Annotated in this window: 14 protein-coding genes; 5 read left to right on the top strand and 9 right to left on the bottom strand. The window is 67.3% G+C overall.

The annotated features are described in order from the left end of the window. Positions 1-173: 173 nt before the first annotated feature. From FHS74_RS15935 to dnaK, 3 genes are all read right to left on the bottom strand, one after another. Positions 174-755, bottom strand: coding sequence for an LOG family protein (locus tag FHS74_RS15935; protein ID WP_184802260.1), 582 nt, complete (start codon positions 753-755; stop codon positions 174-176). Positions 756-835: 80 nt separating this feature from the next. Then, entirely contained in the window at positions 836-1,978 is a 1,143-nt protein-coding gene (gene dnaJ / locus FHS74_RS15940) for a molecular chaperone DnaJ (RefSeq protein WP_184802262.1), read from the bottom strand. Positions 1,979-2,128: 150 nt separating this feature from the next. Next, a complete protein-coding gene (gene dnaK / locus FHS74_RS15945) occupies positions 2,129-4,048 on the bottom strand; it encodes a molecular chaperone DnaK (protein ID WP_184802264.1) in 1,920 nt (639 codons plus the stop codon). 752 nt (positions 4,049-4,800) lie between these two features. Between dnaK and FHS74_RS15950 the strand changes: the two genes are divergently transcribed. Further along, positions 4,801-5,007 carry a hypothetical protein gene (locus tag FHS74_RS15950; RefSeq protein WP_184802266.1) on the top strand — a complete coding sequence of 69 codons (207 nt, stop codon included), beginning with the start codon at positions 4,801-4,803 and terminating at the stop codon, positions 5,005-5,007. Positions 5,008-5,276: 269 nt separating this feature from the next. Here the strand turns inward: FHS74_RS15950 and FHS74_RS15955 are convergent, their stop codons facing one another. The 3 genes from FHS74_RS15955 to FHS74_RS15965 form a co-directional block, all read right to left on the bottom strand. Continuing rightward, positions 5,277-6,665 carry a hypothetical protein gene (locus FHS74_RS15955; RefSeq protein ID WP_184802268.1) on the bottom strand — a complete coding sequence of 463 codons (1,389 nt, stop codon included), beginning with the start codon at positions 6,663-6,665 and terminating at the stop codon, positions 5,277-5,279. Between the two features lie 115 nt (positions 6,666-6,780). Continuing rightward, positions 6,781-7,641 carry an ABC transporter permease gene (locus FHS74_RS15960; RefSeq protein WP_184802270.1) on the bottom strand — a complete coding sequence of 287 codons (861 nt, stop codon included), beginning with the start codon at positions 7,639-7,641 and terminating at the stop codon, positions 6,781-6,783. Between the two features lie 4 nt (positions 7,642-7,645). Continuing rightward, on the bottom strand, positions 7,646-8,485 hold the full coding sequence (locus FHS74_RS15965; RefSeq protein WP_246463163.1) for an ABC transporter permease: 840 nt from the start codon (positions 8,483-8,485) through the stop codon (positions 7,646-7,648). Between the two features lie 155 nt (positions 8,486-8,640). Between FHS74_RS15965 and FHS74_RS15970 the strand changes: the two genes are divergently transcribed. Then, a complete protein-coding gene (locus tag FHS74_RS15970) occupies positions 8,641-9,276 on the top strand; it encodes a regulatory protein RecX (RefSeq protein ID WP_184802272.1) in 636 nt (211 codons plus the stop codon). Positions 9,277-9,306: 30 nt separating this feature from the next. On the opposite strand, the gene FHS74_RS15975 is transcribed toward FHS74_RS15970, so the two are convergent. Further along, positions 9,307-11,736, bottom strand: coding sequence for a mechanosensitive ion channel domain-containing protein (locus FHS74_RS15975; protein WP_281384655.1), 2,430 nt, complete (start codon positions 11,734-11,736; stop codon positions 9,307-9,309). 315 nt (positions 11,737-12,051) lie between these two features. On the opposite strand from FHS74_RS15975, the gene FHS74_RS15980 reads away from it, so the two are divergent. Both FHS74_RS15980 and FHS74_RS15985 read left to right on the top strand, forming a co-directional pair. Further along, positions 12,052-12,720, top strand: coding sequence for a sulfite oxidase-like oxidoreductase (locus FHS74_RS15980; RefSeq protein ID WP_184802274.1), 669 nt, complete (start codon positions 12,052-12,054; stop codon positions 12,718-12,720). Between the two features lie 52 nt (positions 12,721-12,772). Beyond that, positions 12,773-13,291 carry a glutathione peroxidase gene (locus FHS74_RS15985; RefSeq protein ID WP_184802276.1) on the top strand — a complete coding sequence of 173 codons (519 nt, stop codon included), beginning with the start codon at positions 12,773-12,775 and terminating at the stop codon, positions 13,289-13,291. A gap of 51 nt (positions 13,292-13,342) precedes the next feature. Here the strand turns inward: FHS74_RS15985 and FHS74_RS15990 are convergent, their stop codons facing one another. Next, on the bottom strand, positions 13,343-15,367 hold the full coding sequence (locus FHS74_RS15990; RefSeq protein ID WP_184802278.1) for a PAS domain-containing sensor histidine kinase: 2,025 nt from the start codon (positions 15,365-15,367) through the stop codon (positions 13,343-13,345). A gap of 225 nt (positions 15,368-15,592) precedes the next feature. Between FHS74_RS15990 and FHS74_RS30490 the strand changes: the two genes are divergently transcribed. Next, a complete protein-coding gene (locus FHS74_RS30490; protein WP_184802280.1) occupies positions 15,593-15,832 on the top strand; it encodes a DUF1289 domain-containing protein in 240 nt (79 codons plus the stop codon). 30 nt (positions 15,833-15,862) lie between these two features. Here FHS74_RS30490 and FHS74_RS16000 read toward each other — a convergent pair whose 3' ends face one another. Continuing rightward, positions 15,863-16,060 carry a hypothetical protein gene (locus tag FHS74_RS16000; protein ID WP_184802282.1) on the bottom strand — a complete coding sequence of 66 codons (198 nt, stop codon included), beginning with the start codon at positions 16,058-16,060 and terminating at the stop codon, positions 15,863-15,865. Between the last annotated feature and the right edge of the window lie 188 nt (positions 16,061-16,248).

The raw sequence follows: 16,248 nt of genomic DNA on the forward strand, positions 1-16,248 counted from the left end.
GTCATACCAGCGGCACTTGATCGTGACCGGTCAAATGCCGTCCCTCAATCGCCGGGCGCGACCATCCGGTCGCTTGGCTTCCTCACTTTCCAGTCCGCTACGCTCCCCGCAAAGCTCCGGCGCCCGCAGTCGCGGGCTACAGCGGCACGAGTTAGAATCTCGTGCCGCTGGTATCATCGCTCGTCCGGCTTGATCCATTTGGTCACGGCCGGCGGCTGATAGCCGCGCAGCTGGGCCAGCAGGCTTTCGGCGGTGTCGGCCGCGACCAGCATGTCGCGGTGGTTCTGTTTCATGAAGCCCGCCGCCACCACGCCGTCCAGGAAGGCCATCAGCCCGTCATAGAAGCCAGCGACGTTGTAGATGGCGCAGGGCTTGGCGTGGTGGCCCAGCTGGGCCCAGGTCCAGACCTCGAACAGTTCCTCGAAGGTGCCGATGCCGCCGGGCAGGGCGATGAAGCCGTCCGACAACTCCGCCATCAGGGCCTTGCGTTCGTGCATGGAGGCGACGACGCGCAGATCGGTCAGGCCGGCGTGCGCGATCTCCTTCCGCTTCAGCGCCTCGGGGATGACGCCGATGACGTGGCCACCGGCGTCCAGCACGGCATCGGCCACTGCCCCCATCAGGCCGACGGAGGCGCCCCCGTAGACCAGCTCGATACCGGCGCCGGCCAGGGCCCGACCCAGGCCGCGCGCGGCCTCCAGGAAACGCGGATCGAAGCCGGGGCTGGAGCCGCAGAACACGCAGAGACGCTTCATCGTGATTTCCCCAAACAAAAACGCCGGCGCGCCGCCCCCGGAAGCGGGGTGACGCGCCGGCGTGCTCTCACAACCGGATTTTACTCTTTCAGGTCGGCCCACAGCTCCTTCACCTTGGCGAAGAAGCCTTCCGACTCGGGATGGGTGCCGCCCTTTTCCTCGCCGGCCTTCTCGAACTCGCGCATCAGCTCCTGCTGGCGCTTGTTGAGGTTGACCGGGGTTTCCACCAGGGCCGTCACATACATGTCGCCGCGCTGGCTGCTGCGCAGGACGCTCATGCCCTTGCCCTTCAGGCGGAACTGATGCCCGCTCTGGGTGCCCGGCGGGATGGAGACGCGGGCGCGGCTGCCGTCGATGGTCGGCACCTCGACCGTGCCGCCCAAGGCCGCCGTGGTCATGGGGATGGGGACCCGGCACTGGATGTTGGCGCCGTCGCGGATGAACAGCGCGTGCGGGGCGATGGCCAGGAAGATATAGAGGTCGCCCGGGGGGGCGCCCCGCGCGCCGGCCTCACCCTCACCCGACAGGCGGATGCGGGTGCCGTCCTCGACACCAGCCGGGATGTTGACCTGCAGGGTCTTTTCCTTGCGGACACGGCCGTGGCCGCCGCAATTGCGGCAGGGATCCTTGATCACCCGGCCGGCGCCGGAGCAGGCGGGGCAGGTGCGTTCGATGGTGAAGAAGCCCTGCTGCGCCCGGACCTTGCCCGCCCCACTGCAGGTGGGGCAGGTGACGGGCTGCGTGCCCGACTCGGCACCGGTGCCGTTGCAGACCTCGCACGCGACGGAGGTCGGCACCCGCACCGTGGTGGAACTGCCCTTGAAGGCATCCTCCAGCGAGATTTCCAGGTTGTAGCGGAGGTCGCTGCCACGGCCCGGGCCCTGGCCGCCGCCCCGGCGCCCGCCCATGAAATCACCGAACATCTCTTCGAAGATGTCGGCGAAGCCGCTGCCAAAATCGAAGCCCCCGGCGCCGGCGCCGGGACGGCCGCCGCCATTCTCGAAGGCGGCGTGGCCGAAGCGGTCATAGGCCGCGCGCTTCTGCTCGTCCTTCAATACTTCGTAGGCTTCGCTGACTTCCTTGAATTTCTGCTCGGCCGCCTTGTCGCCCTGATTGCGGTCAGGGTGATACTGCATGGCCAGCTTACGGTACGCTTTCTTAAGGTCGTCGGCCGTGGCGGTCTTGGCCACGCCCAGAAGTTCGTAATAATCCTGTTTCGCCATGTCGGCCCTAAGCCCCTTCAGGGAAATGCCAGAACCGGGGTCCTGCCGACGGGGCCGGGGGGGCCCTGATCGGGCTCAGGCCCGCCCCCCGGTTTCGCCGGAGAACGGGCCCGATTCCTAGTCAGTCATGCCCGGAACGTCGTCAACGACTTAGGCGGACTTCTTCTTGTCATCGTCGACTTCCTCGAAGTCGGCGTCGACGACCTTTTCCGACCCTTCGCCATGGGCGGCGCCGTGGTCCTCACCACCGGCGGCCGGGGCGTCCTGGCCGGCCTTGTACAGTTCCTCACCCAGCTTCATGGAAACCTGGGCCAGGGCTTCGGTCTTGGCCTTGATGTCGGCCGCGTCCTCACCGTCCAGGGCGGTCTTAAGCTCGGCGATGGCCTTCTCGGCCGCCGCCTTTTCCGCCGCCGGCAGCTTGTCGGCGTTTTCCTTCAGCGTGCGCTCGGTGGAGTGCATCAGGCCATCGGCCTGGTTGCGGGCCTCCACCAACTCCTTACGCTTCTTGTCGTCGGCCGCGTGGCTTTCCGCTTCCTTGACCATGCGCTGGATGTCGGCGTCCGACAGGCCGCCGGAGGCCTGGATGCGGATCACCTGCTCCTTGCCGGTGGCCTTGTCCTTGGCCTGGACGTTGACGATGCCGTTGGCGTCGATGTCGAAGGTGACCTCGATCTGCGGCACGCCGCGCGGGGCCGACGGGATGCCGACCAGGTCGAACTGGCCGAGAATCTTGTTGTCCGCCGCCATCTCGCGCTCACCCTGGAAGACGCGGATGGTGACGGCCGTCTGGTTGTCCTCGGCCGTGGAGAAGGTCTGGCTCTTCTTGGTCGGGATGGTGGTGTTGCGGTCGATCAGCCGCGTGAACACACCGCCCAGGGTCTCGATGCCCAGCGACAGCGGGGTCACGTCCAGCAGCAGGACGTCCTTGACCTCACCCTTCAGCACGGCACCCTGGATGGCGGCGCCGACGGCCACCACTTCGTCCGGGTTCACACCGCGGTGCGGTTCACGGCCGAAGAACTGCTTCACCGTCTCGATGATCTTGGGCATGCGGGTCATGCCGCCGACCAGGATCACCTCGTCGATTTCGCTGGCCTTCAGGCCGGCATCCTTCAGGGCCGCCTTGCAGGGCTCGACCGTGCGGGCCACCAGATCCTCGACCAGGGCTTCCAGCTTGGCGCGGGTCAGCTTGACGTTCAGGTGCTTCGGGCCGGTCTGGTCGGCGGTGATGAACGGCAGGTTGACTTCCGTCTGCATGGCGGAAGACAGCTCGATCTTGGCCTTTTCGGCCGCTTCCTTCAGGCGCTGCAGGGCCAGCCGGTCCTTGCGCAGGTCGATGCCGTTCTCTTTCTTAAACTCGTCGGCCAGGTAGTCGATGATGCGGGCGTCGAAATCCTCACCGCCCAGGAAGGTGTCGCCGTTGGTCGACTTCACCTCAAACACGCCATCGCCGATTTCCAGCACGGAGACGTCGAAGGTGCCGCCGCCCAGGTCGTAGACCGCGACGATACCGGAACCCTTCTTCTCCATGCCGTAGGCCAGCGCCGCGGCCGTCGGCTCGTTGATGATGCGCAGCACTTCAAGACCAGCGATGCGGCCGGCGTCCTTGGTCGCCTGGCGCTGACTGTCGTTGAAGTAGGCGGGGACGGTGATGACCGCCTGGGTCACCTTCTCGCCCAGGTAATTCTCGGCCGTTTCCTTCATCTTCTGCAGAATGAAGGCGGAAACCTGGCTGGGGCTGTACTTGTCGCCATGGGCCTCGACCCAGGCGTCGCCATTGTCGCCGGAGACGATGCGGTAGGGCACCAGGCCCTTGTCCTTCTGGGTCAGCGGATCGTCGTAGCGGCGGCCAATCAGGCGCTTGATCGCGAACAGGGTGTTCTCGGGGTTGGTCACCGCCTGGCGCTTCGCCGGCTGGCCGACCAGGCGCTCCCCGCCCTGGGTGAAGGCGGTCATGGACGGCGTCGTGCGCGCGCCCTCGACGTTCTCGATCACCTTCGCCGACGTGCCTTCCATGACGGCCACGCAGGAGTTGGTGGTTCCAAGATCGATACCGATGACTTTGCTCATAGCTCAAACCCTTCCAATGTGGCAGACGCGCGGCGGCCCTTCCGGCACCGGGGCGGTCCCCCTGTTAAAACGGGACACGTTCAACACGATCATGGCACCCGCCATGGCACGATCCTCCCAAACCAACCGCGGGAGCAACCGCATCGCACCGCAGATATAGGCAGGGCCGGCGCCGGCTGCAACCGGCTTTGAGCCGCCCCGCCCCAGGAATCCGCACCGGCTCCACCCCCGGCATATGTCCCGCCATCGCGGCACACGCCGTGGGGGCCGGGGCGGCCCTTGGGGTCGGATGGTGCGAGGAATGGAACCCGCCGCGCAAGTGACCTTCCCCGCCAGCCCTTGCGCCTGCGCGCCAGGCGCCGCCGCCACGCCAGTGATAGGGGCGAGGGCCGCAGGGCACCACCATCACTGGGGACGCGACGGAACCGGACCACCCCATTCCTGGCCCCCGCAAGTTACAATTCGTCAGAAATCACCACAAACAAGTGAATGCCGTATGAATATCAGATCGGCAATATAGAGTCTTAATTAACGTGACGTTAACGGGGCGATTTACAGACCGTTATTGCTGCAAATTTATAACTTAACGCGTTGTTACAACCCAGCAACCGCCCAGTCAGGGGGTAGCGTATATCAGTGGTTGATGTTTTATTCTTCCTGTTGACTTGGACCCCAAAATCTGTGCTGTAATTACTTCAGAGGTCGCGTGACCTCCGGGCGAGGGGTCGCCCGCACACCTGGGGCACAAAGTCATGACCGACACGCGCCGCACTACCGCCATCGCCATCAAGCATTGCCTGGATAACCTGGCGCTGGATGCCCGCCGCAACAACATGGGGGAACTGGTCCACCTCCTGGGCCTGGCCTCCCTGGCGGCGGAAGACGCCGCCAAGGCCGCCGATGGCCGTGGCACCGGCCTGCGATCCCTGCTGGACGGCACTCCCCAAGGGCGTTGCTGACAGGAGCACGCAGGTTGACCGCCCCCGTGCCCGGCCCCTTCCCAGAAGGGCGGAGGGTCCGGAGTTGGGCGTGCCACGCCCTGGCAGCAGGAAGAGGCGTGGATAGGGAGATGCATGGATGGAAGGGGGGCTGGCTGAGCCAGCCCGCCCCCTTCGTTCATTCGTTTCCGCCGCTGATGCCCCCCGCCCCGGGACTTTCGTCTGTCGAGGCACAGGGTCGCACGCGCGCCTGAGGGTCAGGGAGCGGCTTTCCAGGAAACGACGGTTACTCAGTTCTTGGCGGGGTCGTCGCCTTTGCGGCGGCGGTGGCCGTCATCCTCGTCGTCCGAGTCGGAATGCCCATCGCCGTCCGACTCCTCGTCGGTGCCGTCCTCATCCACAAGGTCGTCGGCCTCATCCCAGGCACCCGCCCCCCAACCGCCGGCCGGCCATTCCTGGGACAGAACCGGCGGCAGGCCGGTGTCGCCGTTAGCGGTGGGGTCGCCCACCGGCAGGGATTCATAGCCACCGATCTGGGCGCGGCGGATTTCCCGTTCCAGCATGGCCACGGCGTCCACCGCCAGGGGGGAACCGTGCAACACCTCGGGCAAGCCATAGAAAAACACGGCCAGCGTGGCCCGGCCGCCGACGACGGCGCCGCGCAGCCACAGATGGCAGCGGCGGCGACGGCCGTCCTCCACCGCGGTGTGGGTGAAGCGGGCCAGCACCTCGTCATCCGCCAGGGTGTCGACGCTGCCCAGGCCCACCTGGCCGTCGGGCCCGTCGGCGAACTGCGCGGCGATGCGGCGCAGCAGCACGGCCGGGGGGACGGCGTCGCCTTCCTCGGCGGTGATTGCCTCCCAATCCAGCCCCGCGGCCAAGGCCGCTTCCAGGGCCGACTCGGGCTCCATGTCATCGGGCGGGGGATAGTCGTGCACCACCACCCGCAGGATCTCGTCCGATTCGTCCGCATCCCGGCGGCGAAAATGGCTGGTCTCCGGTCCGCCGGCCGGATCGTCCGCCTCGTCATCGCTGCTCCGCCAGTCCCAGGGCAGGCGAAAGCGCAGGACGTCGGCATGCACGATGTTGCGCATGGTCACGGCGCTGACGGGGCCTTGGTCGGCATTGCCGAATTCCATGCGCCCGATTTCGTCGCCCAGGCGGTCCAGCAGGCCGCCCAGCCCCGGAACCCAGAATTCCTCGCCCGGGACATAGAGCTGCAGGGTGGCCACGCACACCCGGTCGGGCGGACGGAAGTCCGCCATCTTCCAGACGAAGATCTGCGCGTCGGGGGTCGGGTGGTCGGTGGGCTGGTCGGGCCGGGACGCCGCCGGCATGGCGGCGCAGTAGGCGATCCAACGGCGATCGCCCGAGGCCATGGCGGTCACGCCCGGGGGCAGCAGGTGGTCGCGGTCCAGATACTGCAGCGCGTCCTCAGGCTCCACGCCATAGTCGTTGGCGTAGGTGGTGGCCGAAACCAGCAGATCCAGCGGGTAGCCGCCCACCGGGCGTCCCTCTGTGGAGGACCAGAAGGTCGGCGATTGCAGGGCCAGGCCACCGTCGTCGCGGTAAACACGCGCCCAGGTCGCGGGCAGGCATATGCGCACGGCCCCGCCATGCACGGCCATCCACTGCCAGTCGCCGCCGGCAAGGTCTATGTCCAAAGTCCGCTGTCCCATGGCGCGGCACTCTAGGCAAGCCGGCCATCGGTTGCAAACCCTCCGCCAGCAGGCCAGCCAGTACAACCGCGCGCCCAGCACATGGCTGGCCGGCTTGGATGGTCGTCCAAGCCGCTCAGTTCCGCAGGCGATAGCCCCGGTGCAGCAGCGTCCCCGCCACCGCCAGCAGTGCCACGTCCACCACCGTCAGCACCAGGATGGCCAGGGCCGGGTGGGCTTGGCCCTGGCCGAGGAAGCCCATGCGCACGCCATCGATGGCGTAGAAGATGGGGTTGGCCTGGACGATCGCGCGCAGGACCGGCGGCATGCCCTCCACCGGGGCGAACAGGCCGGACAGGAAGATCAGGGGGGTGAAGACGAAGGTCATGGCCGCCGACAGATGGTCCCATTTCACGCTGATCAGGCCGGTCAGAACCCCGAAGGTGGCCATCATGGTGGCCCCCAGGACGACGAACAGCAGCACCAGCGCCGGGTCGGCCATCGGTGCCTGCCAGAAGACAAGGAAGCCCACCCAGACGGCGGCGCCGCTGGCGATGCCGGCGGCCATGGCGGACAGGACGTAGGCCGCCAGCATTTCCGCGGCCCCTATCGGCGCCATCAGCTGGTCCAGGATGGCGCCTTCCATCTTGGCGTAGAGGATGGAGAAGGAGGGAATCTGCACCGCCTGGGTCAACAGGGACAGGGTCACCAGGCCCGGCACCAGGAAGGCCAGGATGGCGTCGCCCTCGGGCGTGCCCCGCTTGTCGCCCAGACCGAAGGCGAAAACGGTGAAATAGAGGGCGGCCGACAGCCCGGGCGCCACCAGGAACAGCATGGCCAGCTTGCGCAGGCGCTTCACCTCGCGCCCCAGCAACGTCAGGAAACCCAGGGTGTTGAAACGGCCGTGATGGCGCCGGCGCTCCGGACGGTAGGCGCCCGCCGGCAACGGCATCTCGGCACCCAACCCACCCCCCGCCCCATTGGCCGGCATGTCCATCGCGTCAGGCCTTCAGTTTGTAGCCGGTGGCGACCATGCGCAACGCCACCAGCCAAAGGGCCAGGTTGGCGGCCAGCATCACGGCGATGCCGGTGCCCAAGGTGCCGTCGGTATGGCCGATGAAACCGTAACGGAACCCGTCGATGAAATAGAAGAAGGGGTTCACGTGGGCCACGGCGTGGAAAAAGCGCGGCGCGCTGTCGAGGGTGTAGAAGGTGCCGGACAGGAAGGACAGGGGCGTGATCACGAAGTTGGTGACCGCCGCCATGTGGTCGAACTTGTCCGCCCAGATGCCGCCGATGAGGCCCAGCAGGGACAACAGCATCGACGCCATCACGGCATGGAACAGCACGAAAAGGGGCGCGTGCATGCCCAGCGGCACGATCATCTGGATGACCATCCAGGTGACGGCCCCCACCATCAGCCCGCGCACCACCCCACCAGTGACGAAGGCGGAGACGAATTCAAAGGGCGACAGCGGCGGCATCAGCACATCGACGATGTTGCCCTGGACCTTGGACACCAGCACCGACGACGATGTGTTGGCGAAGGCGTTCTGCGCCATGCCCATCATGATGAGGCCGGGACCGAGGAAGCGCAGGAGGGGCACGTCCCCCACCATGCGCACCACCCCACCCAGGGCCAAGGCGAACACCGCGTAGAACAGCAGGGTGGTCACCACCGGCGCCGCGATGGTCTGCACCCACACCTTCAGGAAACGTCGTATCTCCCGCTTGGTCAGGGTGGCGAAGCCGACCCAGTTGATGGCGCCCAGGGCCCGGGGGGCCGGGGGCGTCGCCGGCATGGCACCGGAGACCAGGGGGGATTGCTGCAGCAAGGTCATGGGATCAGGTGCCCGAACGGGTTGGTCCGGGGAAGACACCCCGGCAAGGCTGGGCCGACCTTAACGCCGCACCGCCCGTCCGGCAATATGAGCAGCGTCACAGGAAGGTGCGGAACGATGGCGCCGGGGGCCCGCCAAAGGCTACCATAGTCGCCATGACCGACGACCTTTTCGATCCCCCCGCCAGGCCACCCGGCCGGCCCCATCCCCGTGGCCCGTCCGGCCACCGTCCATCGGGCCAGCGCCGCGAGCCCAAGCGGGTCAGCGCCGCGTACCTGGAGCGCGCGGCCCTGCATTATCTGGAGCGCTTCGCCGCCTCCACCGCCGCCCTGCGCCGGGTGCTGATGCGCAAGGTGGAGATGTCGGCCACCGCCCACGGCACGGACCGGGCGCAAGGGGCGGAGTGGGTGGAGGCGCTGATCGACCGCTATCAGCAAAGCGGCCTGCTGAACGACCGCGTCTACGCCGAGGGCAAGGTCGCCAGCCTGCACCGCCGCGGCGGATCCACCCGCACCATCCGCCAGAAGCTGGCGGCCAAGGGTGTGGACGCCGAGGTGGTGACCGCGGCCCTGGATGAATTGGCGCAGGAGGGTGCGGAAGAGGGGGCGACCGACCTGCGCGCCGCCCACGCCTATGCCCGCCGCCGCCGCCTGGGCCCCTTCCGCCCGGAGATGGAGCGGGCGGCGAAACGGGACAAGGACCTGGCCACCCTGGCCCGCGCCGGTTTCGACTTCGACACGGCGGCGCGGGTGGTGGATGCCGAAACCCCGGATGAAATCCTGGCCTATTAAACCGGGAAGGGCCTTAAACGGGGAAGGGCCCTAAATGGGGAAGGGGATGTTCTCCGCGTCGAAGCGCAGCTTCAGGCGGCGGTTGAACTCGCGGCCCACGGCCATGTGGCGGCGGGGCCGGGTCTTGATGCGGAACTTGATCTTCACCGCCTTTTCCGCGAACTCACTGACCCCCAGGATTTCCAGGGGCGCCAGGATGGACGCCGCGAACAGGCTGTCGGCCTGCATCTCCTCGCCGATTTCCGTCATGATCTGAACCGCCCGGTTCATGTCGGTGGCGTAGGCGATGCCGAAATCGGCGCTGAAATAGCTGTAGTCCTTGGTCAGGTTGGAAATGCCGGTGACCGCGCTGAACGGCACGGTGTGCACCGCACCGCTGTCATCGCGCAGGCGGATGGTGCGGATGGTCAGCCCCTCCACCGTGCCGGTGTAGCCCGCCAGAGTCACGGAATCGCCAACGGAAATGGTGTCCTCGAACAGGATGAACAGGCCGGTGATGACGTCCTTCACCAGCGACTGCGAACCGAAGCCGACGGCGACGCCCAGGAAGCCGACACCGGCCAGCAGCGGGGCGATGTTCACCCCGATTTCCGCCAGCACGGTCAGCGCCACCATGGCCAGCAGCACCACCAGCACCACGTTGCGCACCAGGGGCAGCAAGGTGCGGATGCGGGGGCTGCGCTCCACCGGGCGGCCGTGACGGTCGGTGGGGGCGAGATAGCGTTCGATGCCGCCACTCACCAGTTCCCATACGATCAAGGCGAAGACGACCATGAGGACGATGGTCAGCAACGAGGCGCTGATCCGCTGTCCGAAGGGGGTGCTGAGCCACCCGAAGCTGTCCATGCCCCACGCCTGCAGCACCGTCAGCAGGCCCACCAGCCACACCACCACCTTGGCCACCCGGTGCAGGATGGGCAGGTAGCGGTTGGCGCGGGATTCCAGCAGGGGGTACTGGCGTTTCAGGTCGTCGGGGATGGCGAAGCCACGCCGGATCAGGCGGTCGGCCCCCTCCATGATCAGTCGGGCCGCGATCAGGGTGACAATGCTGACCAGGGTGGCGCGGGAGACGAAGCCGAAGCCGCCCTTCACCTCCAGCGCCCAAATGCCGTAGATGGCCACCAGATAAACGATGGCCAGGACATGCCAGACCTCGGCCAGGCGCCGACGGACCAGGCCCCATGCCGAGGGATGGTCCGGGGTCGTCACCAACGGGCTGTCGCCGGAAATTTCAGCCGCCAACTGGGCCTCAAGCGCCCCGTCATCCGACAGGTCCTCCGGCTTCAGCGGCGCGCGCCCCCGAATCCAGTCTGCCACGCCCTGGCGGTTCTGCAACACCAGGATGACCAGCATGATACCGACGATCAGCCCCACCACCTTCAGCAGTGCCATGTAGGGACGGTAGGGCAGGCCGAGCTGAAGCGCCACCTGGGCCACGAAGTAGCCGTAGACGGCCGTCAGCGCCACGCGCCGCACCCAGATATAGATGTAATGCGCCGTCTCGTCCCCCACCGGCGCCAGGCGCAGCAGGGGGGCGCCCGGGGACAGCAGGAAACGGCTGGCCAGCATGGTGCCCTGGACCAGCAGGCTGGACAGGATGATGCCGAGCGCCGCCATGGACGCGGGCTTAGGCGGATGGGTCAGGGTCTGCACACCGTAGGCCGCCATCGCGAAAGCGACGATGGGCACGGCGTCCAGCAGGGTACGGGGCAGCAGCAAGCCCAGCCGCACCCACAGGTTCTTGGTCGGGCGATGTTCCAGCACCCGGCGGGGGCGGGCCAGGGCCCAGAAGGTGACCAGCCGGGCCGCATAGCCGGCGATGATCACCAGCAGCACCTCGCCCGCCAGGATGCCCCACTGCTCCCGCAGACGGGGGTCGGAGACCTGGCGGTCCAGCCAGCGATAGGCCTTGGGCAGGTCCAGCAACGCCTGGCCACCCTCCGCGATTTCTTCGCTCAATTCCCCGATGCGGTCGGACAGGGCTTCCAGGGTGCGGGCGCCCAGCGTCGCCACCTCCGACTCCTCGGCGTCGACCAGGGTGGCCGGCGCCGCGGCGGCGGGAGCTGGCGGCGCGGCGCCGGCGGACGAGGCCGCGGGATTGGCGTCGGCCAGCAGCTTCAGCTGGGCGATCAGGAGGTCGCGGCGCTGGGGATCTTGCAGGGTCTGCAGCAAGGCCGCCGCCTGGGATGAGGCGGCTGGCGGCACAGCATTGGCCGGTGCCGTGGGAACCGGCACCGGGACGGGAACCGGCACCGCTTCCTTCGGGGCTTCGCCAACGGGCGCGGCGCCGGCCTGCCCTTCCTGGTCCACGGCCTTATCCGGATCCGCCTTCTGGTCCGTCGCCATTGGCGCATCGGACGCCGCCGGCGCGACCGTCTGCGCCCCCGCCGTCGGGGACAAGGCGGGCTGAAGCAAGGCCGTCAGCAGCAAAAAGAAAAGGGGAAGAAGGACTTTCCGCATTATCCGCAACCATTAGGGTGGCAAAGCAAAGGGCGTCGTGGCGGCGGAACGTTAACCTTAACGGGTAGGCCTGCCAACGGTCAGGGTATCTATCGTTGCCTTAAAGCACAGACCCCGAAGCACAGTCCCGCCCCAAAGCGCCGCTGCGGCGTAGGCAGGGGGGACAGGCCGCATTATCCTGACCATATGGACCTGGCGAATGTGGCGGCGGAACGGCGCGATGGTAGCCGCCCGGCGTTGTTGGACCCAGTGGTTCCGGCCGGGAAATGGCCCCGGATCGCATCTTGTTTCATCATGGCATGAGTTATCCGGCGTATGGTCACCGACAATCCTGACGACACCGCCGACAGGCAAAGCAAACTGGTGGCGACCAAGCGGGCCTGGGCCCGGGAGGGCCGGCTGTTGACCGGCGCCGCCCCGTCACCGGAGCGCCCGCGCCTGCCTCCCGGCCAACGCCTGGTGAGCAACTGGCCGGTGCTGGACCTGGGCATCCAACCCGATGTGCCCCTGGCGCAATGGGCGTTGACCGTGGACGGGCTGGTCGACCACCCCTTCACCTGGAGCTGGGCGGATTTCCAGGACCAGCCGGCGTTCAGCGACGTCTCCGACATCCACTGCGTCACGTCATGGTCGCGCTATGACAACCACTGGCAAGGGGTTTCCGCCCGCCACATCGTGGAAACGGCACGCCCCCAGGCGGATGCCGCCCACGTCATCCTGCACAGCCATGACGGCTACATCACCAACCTAAGCCTGTCGGTCTTTGACGATGCCGACGTCCTGCTGGCCACCGCCTGGGAGGGCAAGCCCCTGGCGCGGGAGCATGGGGGCCCGGTGCGGCTGGTGGTGCCCAAGGTCTATTTCTGGAAGTCCGCCAAGTGGATCCGGCGCATCCAGTTCACCAATGACGACATGCCCGGCTTCTGGGAGGTGCGGGGGTACCATAACGAAGGCGACCCCTGGACCGAGCAACGCTATGGCTGATCCCCATCGGCGTGGGACCACCCCCTCGAATTCAATTCCCCAGGATGGATTCATGGAGCGGATGAAGACGCGGGAAAGGCTGAACGCCCACAGCTTCGCCTTTCCCAGCCTGAGCGGTAATGGCGTCATCCAGCTGTCGGCCTTCAAGGGCCAGCCGGTGCTGGTGGTCAACACGGCGTCCGCCTGCGGCCACACGCCGCAATATGCCGAGCTCCAGACCCTGTGGTCCCTGCTGCGTGGCCGCGGGCTGATGGTGCTGGCGGTTCCATCCAACGATTTCGGGGGGCAGGAACCGGGCAGCCCGGCGGAAATCGCGCGGTTCTGCGCCACCAGCTACGGCGTCGATTTCCCCATCGCGGCCAAGCAGACCGTCGTCGGTCCCGGCGCCCACCCCTTCTTCCAGTGGGCGGTCAGCAGCGTGGGCGAGGCCGGATGGCCGCGCTGGAACTTCCAGAAATATCTGATCACCCCGGATGGCCGCCTCGCCGAAATATGGCCCTCGCCCGTGCGTCCCCTGGCCGACGTGGTGATGGAACGCATCCTGGACCTGCTGAACAAGGCCAATCGTTGAGCGGCGGTTGAGGGGCGGCATTTGACCGGCCACGGTAAAATGTCGTCAGTATCAGTTGGCGGCGGCCACCAGATTGATATCAGGCCACACCCGGTCGGCCGGCATGATGACGCGGGCGGTCGTGCCGGCGCCAGGCTCGCTGTCGATTTCCAGTTTGCCGTTGTGCAGTTCCACCAAAGCCCGCACCAAGGGCAAACCCAACCCGGCGCCGCCGGCGGTGCGGGTCAGCGGATTTTCGATCTGGCGGAACGGTTCCAGGGCGCGGCCGATGTCCTCCGCCCGCATGCCGATGCCGGTGTCGGTCACGGTGATGACCAGGCGGCCCTCGCCATCAACCCCGGCGCCGAGGGTCACGCTGCCGCCTTTCAGGGTGAATTTCACCGCGTTGGCCAGCAGGTTGGACAACAGCTGCTTCAGCGCCACCTCGTCCGCGCGCAGGCGGGGCAGGAAATCCGCGTAGTCGGTCTGCAGGTTGATGCCGCCGCGGATGGCCCGTTCCTTCACCACCCGCAGGCAGGAGGCGAAGACACGGGGCAAATCCACCATATGCTCGTTCAGCTCGCGCTTGCCCGCCTCGATCTTGGACAAGTCCAGGATGTCGTTGATGAGGTCCAGCAGCATGCGGCCGCTATCATGGATGTCGCGCGCGTATTCGGCATAGGCGGGGTTGTCGATGACGCCCAGCGACTGGCTGCCGATGATTTCGGAAAAGCCGATGATGGCGTTCAACGGCGTGCGCAACTCATGGCTCATATTGGCCAGGAACTCGGTCTTGGAGCGGCTGGCGAACTCCGATTGCTCCTTGGCCAGGCGCAACGCCACCTCCGCCCGGCGGCGATCGGTGATGTCATCGGCCGTGCCCTGAATGGCATAGGCGCGCCCAGCCTCATCCAGCAGCACCCGGGCGGAGAGGGAGGCCCACAACGTGCTGCCGTCCTTGCGGCGGATTTCCGCGACGAAATCCTGGATGGCGCCCCGCTCCGCCACGCCGCGGGGAAAGTCCGCGCGCGGACGAGAATCGACGAACAGCCTTGTCCAGGCATCGGGCATGGCATTGGCCAGATCCTCTTCCGAGGCATAGCCCAGCATGCGCACCAGGGCGGGGTTGGCCGACAGGAAGGCGCCGCCGATGGTGATGGTGAACATGCCCTCCACCGCGTTCTCATAGATGTCGCGGTACTTGCGCTCGCTGGCGTGCAGCACCGCGTTAGCCTGTTCAAGGCTATCCATCAGCACCACACGGTCGTGGGCGCGCCGGCGGCTGACCATCAGCACCAGGCTGACACCGAAGGTGAGCGCCAGGCCGAAGACCAGCACGGCCTCGACCTCCCACGATTGGCGGGCCAGCCCGGCGACCAGATCGCCCGTCATGTCCAGCCACCAAACGCTGTCGCCCACGGAAATGGCGCGGCTTAGTTCATAGGCGGCGGCGGCGGTGTGGCCGGTTTGGACAAAGGCCGCGTCACCACCGCGGGAGCGCAGGCTGAGGCGCGTCCACAGCGCCGCGTTGGACTGCCCCCCCTCCATACGCAAGGTCAGCAGGTCGCGCAGGTCGATGCGAGCCACCAGCGCCGTCTCCGTGCCCGCAGGCGCCCCAGGGGTGAAGCGGGCCAGCAGCAGGCTGGCGCCGTCGCCGCCCAGGCGGACGGTGACGCCCCCGCCGGCGGGGGGAGGGGGCAGATCAGCCAGGTCGCCGGGGGTCGTCTCACTGCCGGCGGGACCGGTGCGCAGGACATTTCCGCCCGGCCCCACCCAGGATACGGCCTTGATCTCCGGCCGCAGGTCGATCAGCAGCGCCACCTGGCGGTCGAACTCCGCCGGGGCGGGGTTGGCCGTAAGGAAATCCCCTTCCGCGCCCAGGGTGGCGGCGATTCGATCCAAGCGCTGCTGGACATGACGGCTGCGGGCGTCGGCCTCATCCGCCAGCCTGGCCTGCGCCACGCCCGACAGCATGGATTGCACGTAGAAAGCGGCAAGGACAGTCAACGCGATACCGGACAACGCGGCCAGAATCGGACCGCGGGTCAGGAAAAAGATGGCCGGGCGACGGTGCCGCGCGGTCTCCAACACCGACATCCTGTTAGTACCTCTCCGCTTCCCCTTGATCGAGGGGCCCCCTGCGGCGTGCAGGGGCACAGGATAACCCCATTCCCAACGCCAAAGAAACAATGGCGCGTTAACGCCCTGTCGCGGCGAGTGCCGATGGAGGAGCCAGAGGGCGGCCGGACGCGGCAATAGGGACAGCGGGCGGGGAGGCGCGTTATATCTGGGTGCCCGCCAACCGCACCCCGTGCCATCCCCGTGACCGATACGCCCCGTCCCGATCCCGACGACCACGTCGCCAGCCCCTGTACCCGGGTCTGCCGCGTGGACGCGCGAACAGGCCTGTGCGCCGGCTGCCTGCGCACGCTGGAAGAAATCACCCATTGGGGTGGCATGGCGGCGGACCAGCGCCGCGCCGTGCTGGCCTGTCTGCCGGAACGCCGCGAGGCCACGCGCGCCAACCGCCGTTGGCGCCACGCCGTCCGTTTCGGGAAGTAGGAGGAAGACGCAACAGGAACGGGGCGGCGCTCAGTCTTGCGGAGCGTCCGGATCCTGTTCCCCGGCGAAGGCGCGGGCACCCCACATCAGGCGTTCGATCTCACGGATGCGATCGCCCTGTCGGCGCAACCGCTCAGCATTGGCAACGTTGCCGCCCGGCGACCCGCCGGGGACCCTGGGTCCCCGCTTGGGGCCATCCTCCCTGCCATTACCGTCCGCGCCAGCCATCGACCGCCTCATCGACCAGGCGCCGCCTGCGTCGGCGCCCTCTGGTTCATGCAAGTATCATGAAGCGTATCATGGCCCAGGCGCCCCCGCATCCGGGAAACCCCACCAAATCATTTGGACAGGGTGAGAAAAGGGGACCGGTGTGACCTGTTTCCAACGGTCCCGGTCCCGGCACCACCGCTGGCCTT

This window comes from Nitrospirillum iridis (genome assembly GCF_014205765.1).
In the GTDB taxonomy this organism is placed as follows: Bacteria; Pseudomonadota; Alphaproteobacteria; order Azospirillales; family Azospirillaceae; genus Nitrospirillum; species Nitrospirillum iridis.